This window comes from Streptomyces sp. 7N604, assembly GCF_052245475.1.
In the GTDB taxonomy this organism is placed as follows: domain Bacteria; phylum Actinomycetota; class Actinomycetes; order Streptomycetales; family Streptomycetaceae; genus Streptomyces.
Genome location: NZ_JBQQBX010000025.1, coordinates 78,165 through 92,550, shown reverse-complemented (window position 1 = coordinate 92,550; position 14,386 = coordinate 78,165). Strand labels below are relative to the sequence as shown.

The 14,386-nt window shown below is 71.4% G+C and carries 12 protein-coding genes and 1 pseudogene; 8 read left to right on the top strand and 5 right to left on the bottom strand.

Annotation, left to right across the window (positions count from 1 at the left end; genetic code table 11):
• Positions 1-29 precede the first annotated feature (29 nt).
• From ACTWP8_RS26280 to ACTWP8_RS26265, 4 genes are all read left to right on the top strand, one after another.
• A complete protein-coding gene (locus tag ACTWP8_RS26280) occupies positions 30-569 on the top strand; it encodes a DinB family protein (protein ID WP_443324582.1) in 540 nt (179 codons plus the stop codon).
• Between the two features lie 103 nt (positions 570-672).
• Positions 673-1,365, top strand: a complete 693-nt coding sequence (locus ACTWP8_RS26275; RefSeq protein ID WP_443324581.1) for a PadR family transcriptional regulator — start codon at positions 673-675, stop codon at positions 1,363-1,365.
• A gap of 85 nt (positions 1,366-1,450) precedes the next feature.
• A complete protein-coding gene (locus tag ACTWP8_RS26270) occupies positions 1,451-2,581 on the top strand; it encodes an ATP-binding cassette domain-containing protein (protein ID WP_443324580.1) in 1,131 nt (376 codons plus the stop codon).
• The gene (locus tag ACTWP8_RS26265; protein WP_443324579.1) at positions 2,578-3,402 is read left to right on the top strand and encodes an ABC transporter permease; all 825 of its coding nucleotides are present in this window, start codon (positions 2,578-2,580) and stop codon (positions 3,400-3,402) included. The genes ACTWP8_RS26270 and ACTWP8_RS26265 overlap by 4 nt, the downstream gene beginning before the upstream one ends.
• Before the next feature lie 276 nt (positions 3,403-3,678).
• Here the strand turns inward: ACTWP8_RS26265 and ACTWP8_RS26260 are convergent, their stop codons facing one another.
• Together ACTWP8_RS26260 and ACTWP8_RS26255 are read right to left on the bottom strand one after the other, a co-directional pair.
• Entirely contained in the window at positions 3,679-5,109 is a 1,431-nt protein-coding gene (locus ACTWP8_RS26260) for a glutamate decarboxylase (RefSeq protein ID WP_443324578.1), read from the bottom strand.
• 82 nt (positions 5,110-5,191) lie between these two features.
• Positions 5,192-6,482: pseudogene (locus ACTWP8_RS26255) on the bottom strand (ion channel protein).
• 115 nt (positions 6,483-6,597) lie between these two features.
• On the opposite strand from ACTWP8_RS26255, the gene ACTWP8_RS26250 reads away from it, so the two are divergent.
• Entirely contained in the window at positions 6,598-7,356 is a 759-nt protein-coding gene (locus tag ACTWP8_RS26250; protein WP_443324577.1) for a MerR family transcriptional regulator, read from the top strand.
• 108 nt (positions 7,357-7,464) lie between these two features.
• Here the strand turns inward: ACTWP8_RS26250 and ACTWP8_RS26245 are convergent, their stop codons facing one another.
• Positions 7,465-7,833, bottom strand: coding sequence for a YbjQ family protein (locus ACTWP8_RS26245; protein WP_443324576.1), 369 nt, complete (start codon positions 7,831-7,833; stop codon positions 7,465-7,467).
• 199 nt (positions 7,834-8,032) lie between these two features.
• Here ACTWP8_RS26245 and ACTWP8_RS26240 point away from each other — a divergent pair, with 199 nt between their 5' ends.
• On the top strand, positions 8,033-8,737 hold the full coding sequence (locus tag ACTWP8_RS26240; RefSeq protein ID WP_443324575.1) for a DedA family protein: 705 nt from the start codon (positions 8,033-8,035) through the stop codon (positions 8,735-8,737).
• 101 nt (positions 8,738-8,838) lie between these two features.
• Here ACTWP8_RS26240 and ACTWP8_RS26235 read toward each other — a convergent pair whose 3' ends face one another.
• A complete protein-coding gene (locus ACTWP8_RS26235) occupies positions 8,839-10,593 on the bottom strand; it encodes a threonine/serine ThrE exporter family protein (protein WP_443324631.1) in 1,755 nt (584 codons plus the stop codon).
• Positions 10,594-10,877: 284 nt separating this feature from the next.
• Positions 10,878-11,372, bottom strand: a complete 495-nt coding sequence (locus ACTWP8_RS26230) for an inorganic diphosphatase (protein WP_443324574.1) — start codon at positions 11,370-11,372, stop codon at positions 10,878-10,880.
• An 86-nt stretch (positions 11,373-11,458) separates the two neighbouring features.
• Between ACTWP8_RS26230 and dacB the strand changes: the two genes are divergently transcribed.
• Positions 11,459-12,967, top strand: coding sequence for a D-alanyl-D-alanine carboxypeptidase/D-alanyl-D-alanine endopeptidase (gene dacB, locus ACTWP8_RS26225; RefSeq protein ID WP_443324573.1), 1,509 nt, complete (start codon positions 11,459-11,461; stop codon positions 12,965-12,967).
• A gap of 249 nt (positions 12,968-13,216) precedes the next feature.
• Positions 13,217-14,356, top strand: a complete 1,140-nt coding sequence (locus ACTWP8_RS26220; protein WP_443324572.1) for a zinc-dependent metalloprotease — start codon at positions 13,217-13,219, stop codon at positions 14,354-14,356.
• Positions 14,357-14,386 lie beyond the last annotated feature (30 nt).

Below are 14,386 nucleotides of genomic sequence, written 5' to 3'. Positions count from 1 at the left end.
GCGAGGCTGCGTGACGAAAGGCGGACCCCATGCCCACGCACGTACTCCCCGAGGCCCACGGCGATGAGCGCGGCGCCCTCCTCGCCTTCCTCGAGGCCCAGCGCGGCGGCGTCCGCCGCACGCTCCTCGGCCTCACGGACGAGCAGGCGGCGCAGAAGCCGAGCGCCAGCGAACTCTCCCTGTCCGGGCTCCTCAAGCACGTCGCCGAGACCGAACTCGGCTGGCTCCGCCGCGCCCAGCAGCGGCCCAGCGAAGTCGCGCGGACCGAGGAGACCTGGGCCGACAGCTTCCGCCTCGTCGAGGGCGAGAGCGTCGCGGGCACGCTCGCCTTCTGGGACAAGACGGCGCGGGAGACCGAGGAGTGGATCCGCTCGGTGCCCAGCCTCGACGACACCTTCCCGCTGCCCGAGGCGCCCTGGTTCCCGCCGGCTTCGCGGGTCTCGATGCGCTGGCTGGTGCTGCACCTCATCGAGGAGACCGCGCGGCACGCGGGCCACGCCGACATCATCCGCGAGTCGCTGGACGGCAAGACCGCTTTCGCGCTGGTCGCCGAGGCTAGTCAAGGTTGAATAGCGCGCTGTCCCGGCTACTGTGGCGCCATAGGCATAGGCATAGGCGCAGGCCACACGCGGGGCCATCAGGGCCGACAGGCGAGACGGAGAGATACGGGCGATGTCAGCGATCCGGCTGCTGGTGCTGGGGGCGGTCCGCCAGCACGGGCGTGCGCACGGCTATCAGGTGCGCAACGACCTGGAGTACTGGGGCGCCCACGAGTGGTCCAACGCCAAGCCCGGATCGATCTATCACGCCCTCAAGCAGATGGCCAAGCAGGGGCTGCTGCTCGCCCACGAGACCGCGCCGAGCACGGCAGGCGGCCCTCCTCGTACGGAGTACGAGGTTACGGACGCGGGCCGGGAGGAGTACTTCAAGCTGTTGCGCGAGGCGGTGTCCCGGCACGACCAGAAGATCGACATGCTGTCGGCCGGGATCGGCTTCATCGTCGACCTTCCGCGTGAGGAGGCGGTGGCGCTCCTCAAGGAGCGGGTGCAGGGCCTGGAGCGGTGGCGTTCGTCGGTGACCGAGTACTACACGCCCGAGGAAGGGCCCGAATCGATCGGCCACATCGGCGAGATCATGAACATGTGGGTCCACTCGGCCGACAGCGGCGCCGAGTGGACCCGCGGCCTGATCGAGCGGATCGAGGCCGGAGCGTACGCCTTCGCGGGGGAGGGGGAGCCGTTCGTGGGCGTCCTGCCGGAGGGGGTCGAGAACCCGTACGCGACGGGGGCGGGGGCGGGAGATCCAGGGGCCGGTCGGGCCGGTGGAGCCGGCGGGCGGGCCGTGGCTGGGCGGGACCACGATTAATCAAGTTTGACTAATGGTCGAGCGGGCAGTAATTTCCAGGCTGTAGTCAAGTTTGACTACAAGCAGGAATCTGGAGGCGAGCGTTGTGACTGACTTCGATCTGCCGATCGTCGTCGAAGGACTACGGAAGACGTACGGGAGCAAGCAGGCCCTCGACGGCCTGGATCTGACCGTCCCCGCCGGCACCGTCCACGGGGTGCTCGGCCCGAACGGCGCCGGCAAGACCACGGCTGTCCGCATCCTCTCCACCCTGCTGCGGCACGACGGCGGCCGCGCCGAGGTGGCCGGTTTCGACGTGCTGCGCCGGCCCGACGAGGTCCGCTCCCGGATCGGCCTGCTCGGTCAGCACGCCGCAGTCGACGAGGAGTTGAGCGGTCGGCAGAACCTGGAGATGTTCGGGCGGCTCTACCACCTGGGCGCGCGCCGGGCGGGCACGCGCGCGGACGAGCTGCTGGGGCGGTTCGGTCTCGACGACGCCGGCCGGAAGGCCGTGAAGCAGTACAGCGGTGGCATGCGGCGGCGGCTCGACCTGGCCGCCGCCCTCATCACCGCCCCGCGGATCCTCTTTCTGGACGAGCCGACGACCGGGCTCGACCCGCGTGGCCGCACCGAGGTGTGGAACGCGGTCCGCTCGCTGGTCGGCGGCGGTACGACGGTGCTGCTCACGACCCAGTACCTGGAGGAGGCGGACCAGCTCGCGGACCGTATCTCGGTGATCGACCGGGGGCGGGCCATCGCCGAGGGCACGCCGGACGAGCTCAAGTCCAAGATCGGCGGAGACCGCATCGACGTCGTTCTGCACGACGCGGGTCAACTGGCGCGCGCCGCCGCGCTGATCGGCTCGGCGGCGGGCGGCTCGGCGGCGGGCGGCTCGGTGGTGAGCGGCTCAGTGGCGCGCGGCCCGGCTGCGGGTGGCTCGGCGGCGCGGGCCGGGGCCGTCGAGACGGATGTGGACGGCCGCCGGGTCAGCGCCCCGGTGACCGATCGGATGACCGCACTGACCGAGACCGTACGTGCCCTGGGCGCGGCCGGGATCGAGGCGGAGGACATCGCCCTGCGGCGGCCCACGCTCGATGAGGTGTTCCTGCACCTCACGGGGGGCCGTAGCGGCCCCGAGGGCAGTGGCGCGGGTGACGCCCGAGACGTACATGCCGCACATGACGGCCGTGGCGCCCCTGACGCCGGTGACCGGGACGACCAGGAGGCTGTCGTATGACCACCACAACCCCTCCCGCGGCCATGGGCGGCTCCACGCTGGGCTGGGCTCTCGCGGACTCCTGGACCATGACCCGGCGCGAACTCGCCCACTGGGCGCGGGAGCCCGTCCAGGTCGTCGTCGGCCTCGTCTTCCCGGTGATGATGCTGCTGATGTTCGCGTACTTCATCGGCGGCGGGATGACCGTCGCGGGCGGCGGCGGCTACAAGGAGTTCCTCGTCCCGGGCATGCTCGCCCTCACCATGGCCTTCGGGCTCGAAGCGACGATGATCGCGATCACGCAGGACCTGAACAAGGGGGTCGTGGACCGGTTCCGCTCGATGCCGATGACACCGTCGGCGGTGCTGGTGGGCCGCAGCGTCGCCGACATGCTCCAGTCCGCGGTCAGTCTGCTGATCATGGTCGGGGTAGGGCTCGCGATGGGCTGGCGCTGGCACGGCGGCCTCGGTGAGGCGCTCGCCGCCATGGGGCTGCTGCTTCTGCTGCGGTTCGCGATGCTGTGGATCGGCATCTTCCTCGGTCTGGTCGCGGGCAGGCCCGAGCTCGTCCAGGCCGTCCAGATCCTCGTCTGGCCGGTCGGGTTCCTGTCCAACACCTTCTCGTCACCGGAGGCGATGCCGGGCTGGCTGGGGGCGATCGCGGAGTGGAACCCGCTGTCGGCGACGGCAGCGGCGGTCCGTGAGCTGTTCGCCAACCCGGGCTGGGGCGGCGACTCGTGGATCGCGCAGCACTCCCTGCAGATGGCCGTGGTCTGGCCCCTGGTTCTGCTCGCGGTCTTCTTCCCGCTGGCGGTGGGGCGCTTCCGACGGCTCAGCAGGTGAGGCGGGCCGGGGTGGGAACCTCGCGGCGGGCTGCGGTGTACAGAAAGTGACGGCGCCCGTCGGGGGCGTCCGCACTGAGGGGGCATCGTGGCCGGTCGGTTTTATCCGTATGAGCTTGTTGAATCAGCGCGTGTCCGGCGGATTTTGGGCGCCTGCGGGGGTCTGTGGCTCCGTCCCGGACTGCCGTCACCAGGGGCGCTGTGTCCGACAGCGGCTGCGCCGCGGGCCCTGGTGACGGGGAGGGGTGGGATGGGAGAAAGGCCCGCCGGACATGCCTCAGTGGTGGAAGGCGGTCGCCTCGGACTCGGGACGGTCCAGGGGCGCGGACTGGCTTCGAAGTTCGGGCAGCAGCGTCCGGAGGTCTTCGACGAACATCTCGGCGAGGTCAGCCGTGAAGCCGTTGCGGCAGACCACCCGCAGGGCGCACAGGTCCTCGCGGTTGGGCGGGAAGGAGTATGCGGGCACGAGCCAGCCGTGCTCGCGCAGCCGCCGGGAGACGTCGAAGACGTCGTAGTTGGCGATCTCCGGCGCTGTGGTGAAGGCGAAGACCGGGAGCTCGTCGCCGTAGGTCAGCATGCGGAAGTCGCCCAGGGCTTCGATCCGTTCGGCCAGCGAGCGGGCCACGTTCCGCGCCGTCTGCTGGACGGCCCGGAAGCCGTCCCGGCCCAGCCGCAGAAAGGTGTAGTACTGGGCGGCGACCTGCGCGCCCGGACGGGAGAAGTTGAGCGCGAAGGTGGGCATGTCGCCGCCCAGGTAGTTGACCCGGAAGACGAGCTCCTCCGGCAGGGCGGCGACATCGCGCCACAGGGCCCAGCCCACGCCCGGGTACACCAGGCCGTACTTGTGACCGGAGGTGTTGATGGAGGCGACGCGCGGCAGCCGGAAGTCCCAGACCAGGTCCTCGTCGAGGAAGGGGGCGATCATCGCGCCGGACGCGCCGTCCACGTGGACCGGGATGTCGAGGCCGGTGCGCTCCTGAAGCGCGTCCAGGGCTTTGCACACTTCGGCCACCGGCTCGTAGGACCCGTCAAAGGTCGAGCCGAGTACGGCCACGACTCCGATGGTGTTCTCGTCGCAGAGGTCGGCCGCGGCCTGCGGATCGAGGTGGAACCGGTCGCCCTCCATGGGGACTTGGCGGGCGTCGACCTCCCAGAAGTTGCAGAACTTGTCCCAGCAGACCTGGACGTTCGTTCCCATGACGAGGTTCGGCCGCGCGCTCCCGGGATAGCGGCCGCCCTCGTCCCGCGTCGCGGCGCGCTTGGCCCAGCGGCGTTTGAGAGCCATCCCGGCGAGCATGCACGCCTCGCTGGACCCGGTGGTGGAACAGCCCACGGCGGTGGTCGGGTCGGGGGCATTCCAGAGATCGGCGAGCATGGCCACGCAGCGCCGCTCGAGCTCGGCGGTGCGCGGATACTCGTCCTTGTCGATCATGTTCTTGTCCCGGCAGACGGCCATGAGCCGACCGGCCTGCGGCTCCATCCACGTGGTCACGAAGGTGGCGAGGTTCAGCCGGGAGTTGCCGTCGAGCATGAGCTCGTCGTGGACGAGCTGGAAGGCGGCGTCGGGGGTCATCGGGCCGTTCGGCAGCCGGTGGCGGGGCGGCTCCGAGGCCATGCCGCCGACCGGATCGGCGGGGCCGATGAAGGGGTTGACCGACAGCCCGGCTCGTTCGGCCCCCGCGGGCCCCGGTCCCTTGTGCAGCGACATCGTGCTGGCGCCTCCTCTCGCCGTGACGATACGGGCATATCGCCCGCCCGGCCCGTCCGGTTGCTGCGCATGGCGTCGAGCGTCACCGCACCGACGTGCCGTCCTCGCGCAGCTGCATCAGCGGACGCCCGGTCACCAGCAGCCAGGCGGGGAGTGCGGCCAGGCACAGCAGCGGAAGGATGGTGATCTGGGGTGTCAGGACAGCCGCGGTGAACAGGCTCAGCCAGCCGTGCCGGGTGACCGCCATGAGGACGCCGAGCACCCCGCACACCACGGCGACGGTGGTGTGCGCCTCGGGCACGACCGCGTGGGCGAACAGCCCCAGTGCGACGCCGCCGAAGACCGAGGGGAAGATCCGGCCACCCCGGAAGCCGCAGGTGGAGGCGACCACCACCGCGGCGAGCTTGACCCCGGTCATCAGCGCGAGCCTGCCGGCCGACCAGTCGCCCGGATCCTCCGTCAGTTCCAGCATCTGATCGAGACCTTTGAAGAGGGTGAGATGTCCACCGAGCGCACCGAGCAGCCCCAGCACCACACCTCCGGCCGTGATCATCGCCACCGGGTGCCGCAGCACCCTGAAGGCCCGGTGGGCGTAAGGGAACGCGTACACCGCCGCCATGCCGACCACCGCTCCGGCTGCGGAGATCACCATGGCGGTCAGGATGTCCCCGTACCTCGGGCCGGAATAGTCGGGCAGGTTGACGGTGAACGACGGCTCGGCGATCAGGACCGTCGTGATCGAGCCCGCCCCGGCGGCTACCAGCGGCGCGAACAGCCGGTCCCACAGCGACGCCAGGCGCGGCGTCTGCACCGTGCCGCCGGCGAGTGTCTCGGTGAGCACGAGCGCGGCCGCGACCGGCGTCCCGAACAGCGCCCCGATCGTGCCCGCGGCGGCGAGGGACACCCACAGCTCGGCCGGGCTGCCGGGCGCCACCCGCCGCCCGAACCAGTACGCGAGCGCGACATTGGCCACGGTGACGGGGTTCTCGGGACCGAGGCTCACGCCGCCCGCGAGGGCCAGCGCGCTGGCGGCCAGCACGCTCGGCACGACGGAGGCGGGCATGGGGGGGCTCCACCAGCCCGGTGGTGGCCGGATCCGGGCCTGCGTGCCCCGGGACCTTCCAGGCCACGAGTCCCACGGCGAGACCGGTGTCCGTAAGGACGGCGAGCATCCAGCCGGCCGACCAGCGGCCGATGCCCAGGGTGCCGGGCAGCGTGGTCCACAGGACGTGCTCCAGCTGCCCGGCCAGCTTCTCCACCCCGATGAGCAGCAAGCTTGCCGCGACCCCGATCACGAGAGCGGGAACGGTCAGCCGGAGCAGCAGCCTCGGACCGCCGACGCTGGAGGGCTGGCGGGAGGCTTCCGTGACCACCGCCACACCATAGACGTACCAATAGGACGAAACTGCAGAGAAACTCAGGGGGTTGCACCTTACGTGGCGTGAGGACCCAGGCTGAGGAGCGCACGCAGAAAGGAGTGCGGAGACGATGAGCTACTCCGTGGGACAGGTCGCCGGTTTCGCCGGTGTCACGGTGCGCACCCTGCACCACTACGACGAGATCGGGCTGCTCTCCCCGAGCGCCCGCAGCCACGCGGGTCACCGGCGGTACGACGACGCCGACCTCGACCGGCTGCAGCAGATCCTGTTCTACCGGGAGCTCGGCTTTCCGCTCGAAGAGGTCGCGGCCCTGCTCGACGACCCGGACGCGGATCCGCAGGAGCACCTGCGGAGGCAGTACGACGTGCTCACCGTCCGGATCGAGAAGCTTCAGAAGATGGCCGCCGCCGTCCAACACGCCATGGAGGCACGGAAGATGGGCATCAACCTCACGCCCGAGGAGAAGTTCGAGGTCTTCGGCGAGCACGACCCGGACCAGTACGCGGAGGAGTCGCTGCAGCGCTGGGGAGACACCGAGCCCTATCGGGAGTCGGTGCGCAGGGCGTCCTCCTACACCAAGGAGGACTGGCTGCGCATCAAGGCCGAAGGTGCTCAGAACACCAGCGCCTTCACCGCCCTGATGGACGCCGGTGCCGCGCCGGACTCCGGGGAGGCGATGGACCTGGCCGAGGAGCACCGGCAGCAGATCAGCCGGAACTTCTACGAGTGCACGTACGAGATACACACCGGGCTCGCCGAGATGTACATGTCGGACGAGCGCTTCTCTGCCACGTTCGAGCAGATCAAGCCGGGCCTCGCCGGGTACCTGCGGGACGCGATCCTCGCCAACGCCGCCCGCGACGCCTGACGGCGCGTGGGGCCATGCCCCCGGGGCTGGGCCCGCTGGGCCCGGTCCGAGGCCGGGGCCCCGCGTCCGTCCGCAGGAGGCGGGGCCCCGGTGGATCGGCGGCACCCGTCAGGATTGCGGGGCCAGCACCACGGCCGTGCCGTACGCGCACACCTCGGTGCCCACGTCCGCAGCCTCCGTCACATCGAAGCGCATCATCAGTACGGCGTTCCCGCCGCGCGCCCTGGCCTGCTCCACCAGCCGGTCCATGGCCTGATTGCGGGTCTCGACCAGCGTCTTGGTCAGGCCCCTCAGCTCGCCGCCGACCATCGACTTCAGACCCGCGCCGATCTGGCTGCCGAGGTGGCGCGAGCGCACCGTCAGGCCGAAGACCTCTCCGATGACCTGCTGGACGTGGTAGCCCGGCACGTCGTTCGTCGTCACTACCAGGACGTCGGACGCGGTCCGCTGTCCGCCTCCGTACTCGTCGATGCCCATCACACATCCACCTCCTCCCGAAAGCGTCGCGTGGTGGCGGTGTGGGCGCACCTCGGGTGCCCGGTCCGGCCTCCGGAACCGGGGAACGCGCGTTCGCGTTGATAGCTTTGGGCGGTACACCCAGCGCCACACCCCCAGCCCCGAACCTGTGCCCGGGCCCTGCTTGTGCCTGCGCCCTCGACCCAGGAGCCTGTCAACCGTGACCACCCTCGCGCTCGGCCCAAGCTGGCTGGACCCGGACTACCTGATCAACACCTTCGGGCTCATCGGCATCCTCGCGATCGTCTTCGCCGAGTCCGGCCTGCTCATCGGCTTCTTCCTGCCGGGCGACTCGCTGCTGTTCACCACCGGTCTGCTGGTGGTCACGGACAAGCTGGACACCCCGCTCTGGCTCATCTGCACGCTGATCGCACTCGCGGCGATCGCCGGGGACCAGGCGGGCTATCTCTTCGGCCGCAAGGTGGGGCCCGCGCTCTTCAAGCGCCCGGACTCCAGGTTCTTCAAGCAGGAGAACGTCGAGAAGGCCCACGAGTTCTTCGAGAAGTACGGCCCGAAGTCCCTGGTCCTGGCCCGCTTCGTGCCCGTCGTGCGGACCTTCACGCCGATCATCGCGGGCGTGAGCCGGATGAACTACCGGTCCTTCATCACCTTCAACGTCATCGGCGGCGTGCTGTGGGGCGTCGGGGTCACGCTGCTCGGAGCAGCGCTCGGCCGGGTCGACTTCGTCCACAAGAACATCGAGGGGATCCTCGTCGGGATCGTCCTGCTCTCGGTGCTGCCGATCGTGATCGAGTACCTCCGCGCCCGCGGCAAGTCGAAGAAGGCCGCCGCGGCGGCCCCCGCCGAGCCGGGCGACACCCCGTCCCCGTCACCGGCCCAGCGCCGCCGCCACGCCAAGAGGTAACTCCGCCGGGGGACAGCCTCGCCGAGCCGGCGCCCCCGGGCGGCCTCCTGCAGGCACAACCCTGGGCACACCCCCGCCCCGTAAGCCTTGAGTCAGGGGGCCTAGAAGCCGCGGGTGCGCTTGGAGGCTCGGCGGGCCATGGCCTCGGCCGCGCCCGGGGCCTGGATGAAGAGCCGGGCGATCTCACCGCCCAGGTTCACACCGATCGCGATGGCGAGCGCCAGCGCGGCCGCCTTCGTCAGCGACGACATGCCCGCGTTCATGTTGCCCTGGGCCAGCCCCAGCAGTCCGAAGTACGTCGCGCTACCGGGCAGCAGCGGCCCGATCGCCGCCGTGACGTACGGCAGCGCGGACGCGTACCGGTAACGCGACAGCAGCTGGCCGAAGAGGCCGACCAGACCCGCCGCCACCGCCGTCGAGGCCACCGGGTTCATCCCGACCGGGTCGAAGTGCAGGGCTCCGAAGATGACCCATGCGACCCCGCCGTTGAGCGTTGCCATCAGCACGGTGTGACGTTCCTGCTGGAGCAGGACCGCGAAGGCCAGCGTCAGCAGCATCGCCGCGAGGATCTGCGTCACCGGCCGCTGGGCGACGCCGCCCAGCGCCTCCTCCGGCCGCAGCGTCGCGCCCAGCCGCACACCGCCGTACAGCACGATCAGCACGCCGCAGACGATGCCGACGATCAGATAGCAGACCTCCAGCAGGCGCGCGGACGCGGTGATGTAGTAGCCCGTCAGCCCGTCCTGGACGGCCGCGACCAGCGCCCGCCCCGGAATCAGGGCGAACAGCCCACCGGTGATCACCGCGGAGGCCTGCACATCCGCTTGGGCCAGGCTCACCGCGATCCCCACCGCGGCGGGCGGCATCGCCGCCACCACGAAGTGGTAGAACTCCGGCAGCCCGCGCTTGGACGCCATCCACGCCAGCCGGTCGCCGAGCATCGCGCCGATCGCCGCCGCGAAGAACACCAGCCAGGTGCCCCCCACCAGGGTGCTCGCCGCGCCCGCCAGCGCACCGCTGGCGACCGTGAGCGTCCACTTCGAGTACGGGTGCCGGTTGCGCCGGATCTCCACCAGCCGCCGGTAGGCCTCCTCCAGCGTGACCTCGACGTCTTCCGAGCAGATGTCGTCGACCAGGCGGAAGACCGCGGACAGCCGGTTGTAGTCCGTACCCCGCCGCCGTACGGTCCGGCTGGCCGTCAGCGGGTCGTCGACGAGCGACGGCTGGTACGACACCGACAGCAGGGTGAAGGTGACGGTCGGCTCGACGCGGTCCAGGCCGTACGCGTGGGCGACGCCGAACATCGCCGCCTCGACGTCCTCCGCGCCCTCACCGCCCGCCAGCAGCAGCTCGCCAATGCGGAGCGTCAGGTCCAGGACGCGCGGCGCCGCGGGGCCGGTCTCGTCCTCCTGTCGCTGCACCCGCTCCGGCACGGGCCGCTCGGCGATCGGCATACGCAGCATCGTGCGCATCCGGTCCTGCCACGGCGTGTCCTTGGTCAGCCGGACCATGGGGATGCCACTCGGCGGCGTGAAGGCCACGAAGCCGGGATGCTGCCCGGCCTGCGTCTGTGTCTGCGTCTGTGACTGCGGCTGCGCGATCTGCCCGCTGGGCGGGGCGAAGGCCGAACCCTCCGGCTCCGGCGGGGGCTCCGGCGCGAGCCCGCTCGGCACGGCGAACTCCGAAGTGGGCTGATCGTCCTCTGGCACTGGCGGCAGGGGCACGCCGGACGGAGGAGTAAAGGCGCTGTGCGCCTCGTCCGACTGCGGCTTGCGGTCCTCGGACTGCTCGGCCTCCGGACCGGCGCTGTTCCTCCCCCAGCCGCCGTTGTGCGGGGATCCTCCGGGCGAAGCCAGGGGGCGTGGCCCCTTCGGGTTCGCGACCACGTCGTTTCGTTCCTCCTCTCTCACGCCTTCGGGTGTTTCCTGCCACGGGCGTTGAGCCTGTGCTGTTCGGGTGCTTTTGGATAGCTATTTCCGGGACGTCACCGGACACCATGCCGCACGGTCGCCCCGATCGCCCCCCACAGGGCGCGGGGGGACCGCGCAACGGGCGGGCGACGCAAACCCTTCCTAGGGTGCGCCGCCCGCCCGCGGGAAAGAAAACCGCTGCTCAGCGACTCAGCGCCGACGGCAGCGACTCAGTGCTGGCCGCCCTGGGCCTCGAGCCGCTTCACGGAGGCCTCGATCTCGGCCTCGGCCTCGGACCGGCCCACCCAGGTCGCGCCCTCCACGGACTTACCGGGCTCCAGGTCCTTGTAGACCTCGAAGAAGTGCTGGATCTCCAGGCGGTCGAACTCCGACACGTGGTGAATGTCCCTCAGGTGCTCGACGCGCGGGTCGGACGCCGGCACGCACAGCACCTTGTCGTCGCCGCCCGCCTCGTCCGTCATCCGGAACATGCCGATTGCCCGGCACTTGATCAGGCACCCGGGGAACGTCGGTTCGTCGAGAATGACCAGCGCGTCCAGCGGGTCGCCGTCCTCACCCAGCGTGTTCTCCACGAAGCCGTAGTCGGCGGGGTAGCTGGTCGATGTGAAGAGTCGACGGTCCAGGCGGATGCGACCGCTCTCGTGGTCCACCTCGTACTTGTTCCGCGAACCCTTCGGGATCTCGATGGTGACGTCGAACTCCACGGGTGGCTCCTCCATGATCAGCACATACTTCGGGTGATTAAGTGTCCCTCACGCGTGTGTGTGGTGGCGAAAGGGGCTGGTCCGAGGTGCCCGAGGCCAGATCGTGGCAGTTCAGTTGGGCCGTCGAACGGTGGCGGGCGGTACCGGCGTTGCATCTGCCCGTCGTATCCGCCCTGGTCGGACTGGCCGTCGCGGGCGGTGCGGTGACGGCGGCGGGTCCCTGGGACTCAGGCCAGCGTACGGCCGAGCGGGAGCGGGCAGTGGCTTCGGGCCGGACGGGTGGCGAGGATCACGGCGAGGGGCGGGGCGGGCGCTCCGGCAGGGCGGCGGCGGGCGACGCGCCGCCCGCGACCGCGGTACTCGCCGCGCTCGGCGCCGCCGCCCCGGCGCGGTCCCCCGATCCCGTGCCGCCGCCCACCAGGGCCGGGCTCGCCGACGCCCTCGCGCCCCTCCTGAAGGACCCGGCGCTCGGCCCGCTCCGTACGGCGTCCGTCGTCGACGCCACGACCGGCAAGCAGCTCTACGGCTCGGGCGCGGGCACCGCCTCCGTACCGGCCTCCACCATCAAGATCGCCACCGCCGCGGCCGCCCTCGACGCGCTCGGTCCCGACCACCGCATCGAGACGACCGTCGTCGAAGGGGGCGGCGACGACGAGATCGTCCTGGTCGGCGGCGGCGACCCGACGCTCACGGCCCGCGAGGGGAAGGGCCCGGACGGGCCCGCCGGCCTGCGTACCCTCGCCGACGAGACCGCACGCGCCCTGAAGGACCGCGGCCGGCAGAAGGTCGAGCTCGCGTACGACACCTCCCGCTACGCCGGGCCTGCGATGCACGCCATCGGGCCCAACCCGAACATCGCGCCCGTCAGCCCGCTCATGGCCGACGAGGGCCGCCTCGACGACAGCGACAGCGGCCCCGCCCCGCGCTCCGCCGACCCGGCGGCGGACGCGGCCCGGACGTTCGCCGAGCTGCTGCGCGAGCGGGGCGTCGACACCGAGGGCGACCCGCACCTCACGGCCGCGCCCCCGCGGTCCGAGCGGCTCGCCGCCGTACGCTCGCAGCCCCTGTCGGCGCTGGTCGAGCGCATGCTCACGGTCAGCGACAACGACATCGCCGAGGCCCTGGCCCGGCAGACCGCGATCGCCGAGGGCGAACCGGTGACCTTCGAGGGCGCGGAGCGGGCCGTGACGGTCCGGCTGAAGAAGCTCGACGTGCCGCTCGACGGCGCACGCTTCGCGGACGGCAGCGGCCTCAGCCGCGACGACAGGGTCTCCGCGGGCCTCCTCGCCCAGCTGCTCGTACGGGCCGCGGACCCGGACCGGCCGGAACTGCGGCCCGTCCTTACGGGGCTGCCGGTGGCGGGCTTCAGCGGCACGCTGCGCAGCCGGTACGCGGACGCGCCGGCGGGCACGGGCATGGTCCGCGCCAAGACCGGCACGCTCACCGGTGTGAACACGCTCGCGGGGACGGTCGTCGACGCGGACGGCCGCCTGCTCGCCTTCGCGTTCATGACGTCGAAGTCCGGCGACGGCAGGGCGGCCCAGTCGGCTCTCGACCGCCTGGCGTCGGCGGTCGCCAACTGCGGCTGCCGCTGACCTCGCCGTCCGGGCCGCTCCGCGATCCCCCGCCCACCCGTTCCCTGGGACCCAGACCTCCCGCGGAGGACGGGGCCCACGGCCCGTCACCCGCCGTCCTGCCCCCGCCCCCGCCCTCACGGGCCGCCCCCGGGCCCCACGAACAGATGGGTGGGTGGGCACCGAACCCGCCCGTCCGAGGGTGGGGCTCCGGGGCCGGGCTAAGGGCAGGCCTCACCGGAAGGGCGTTTCAGCACGTACCGTGAATTCATGACGAGCATCGGTGGTGCGGAGATGGTCGACTGGAATCTCGCGGTGGCGACCGCGACCCGGCTCGTGCGGCCGGGTCCCGAGGTGAGCCGCGACGAGGCGCGGGCCGTCGTCGCCGAGCTGCGCCGGCACGCCAAGTCGTCCGAGGAGCACGTTCGGTCGTTCACCCGTCTGGCGGAGCCGGGAGCCGTCGGCGGCCATGACACGCCGGTCCTGGTCGTCGACAGAACCGGGTGGATCAAGGCCAACGTCGCCGGGTTCCGCGAGGTCCTCAGGCCGCTGCTCGAGAAGATGCAGGAGCGCCGCGGCAACACCCCCGGCGGAGCCGTCCTCGGTGCTGTCGGCGGCAAGGTCACCGGCGTCGAGCTGGGGATGCTGCTGTCCTTCCTCGCCTCCCGTGTCCTGGGCCAGTACGAGACGTTCGCCCCGGCCACCCGCGAACTCCCCGCAGGCGAGAACGGCGCCGGGCGGCTGCTCCTCGTGGCTCCCAACATCGTCCACGTCGAGCGCGAACTCGACGTCCAGCCGCACGACTTCCGGCTCTGGGTGTGCCTCCACGAGGAGACCCACCGCACCCAGTTCAGCGCCGTCCCCTGGCTGCGCGACCACATCGAGGGCGAGATCCAGTCTTTCCTCGACGAGACCGAGATCGACCCGTCCACCCTCCTCGAGCGGCTGCGCGAGGCCGCCCAGTCGCTCACCGGCAACCGCCCCGACAGCCCGGAGGACGGCGCAGGACGCAGCATCGTCGAGCTGGTCCAGACGCCCGTGCAGCGCGAGATCCTGGCCCGCCTCACCGCCGTGATGTCGCTGCTCGAAGGCCACGCGGACTACGTGATGGACGGCGTCGGCCCCCAGGTCGTACCGTCCGTCGCCGAGATCCGCGAGAAGTTCCAGAGGCGCCGGGCCAGCGGCGCGGGCCGGCTCGACCAGGCGCTGCGCAAGCTGCTCGGCCTCGACGCCAAGCTGCGGCAGTACCGGGACGGCGAGCGGTTCGTACGGGCCGTGGTGGACGAGGTCGGCATGGGCGGCTTCAACCGCGTCTGGACCTCTCCCAACACGCTCCCCACCAAGGCGGAGATCTCCAAACCGGCGGACTGGATCGCGCGGGTGCACCGCAAGACCGACGGGGCACCGTAGGGCAGGGTCGCGGAAGGGGCGCGTTCGAAG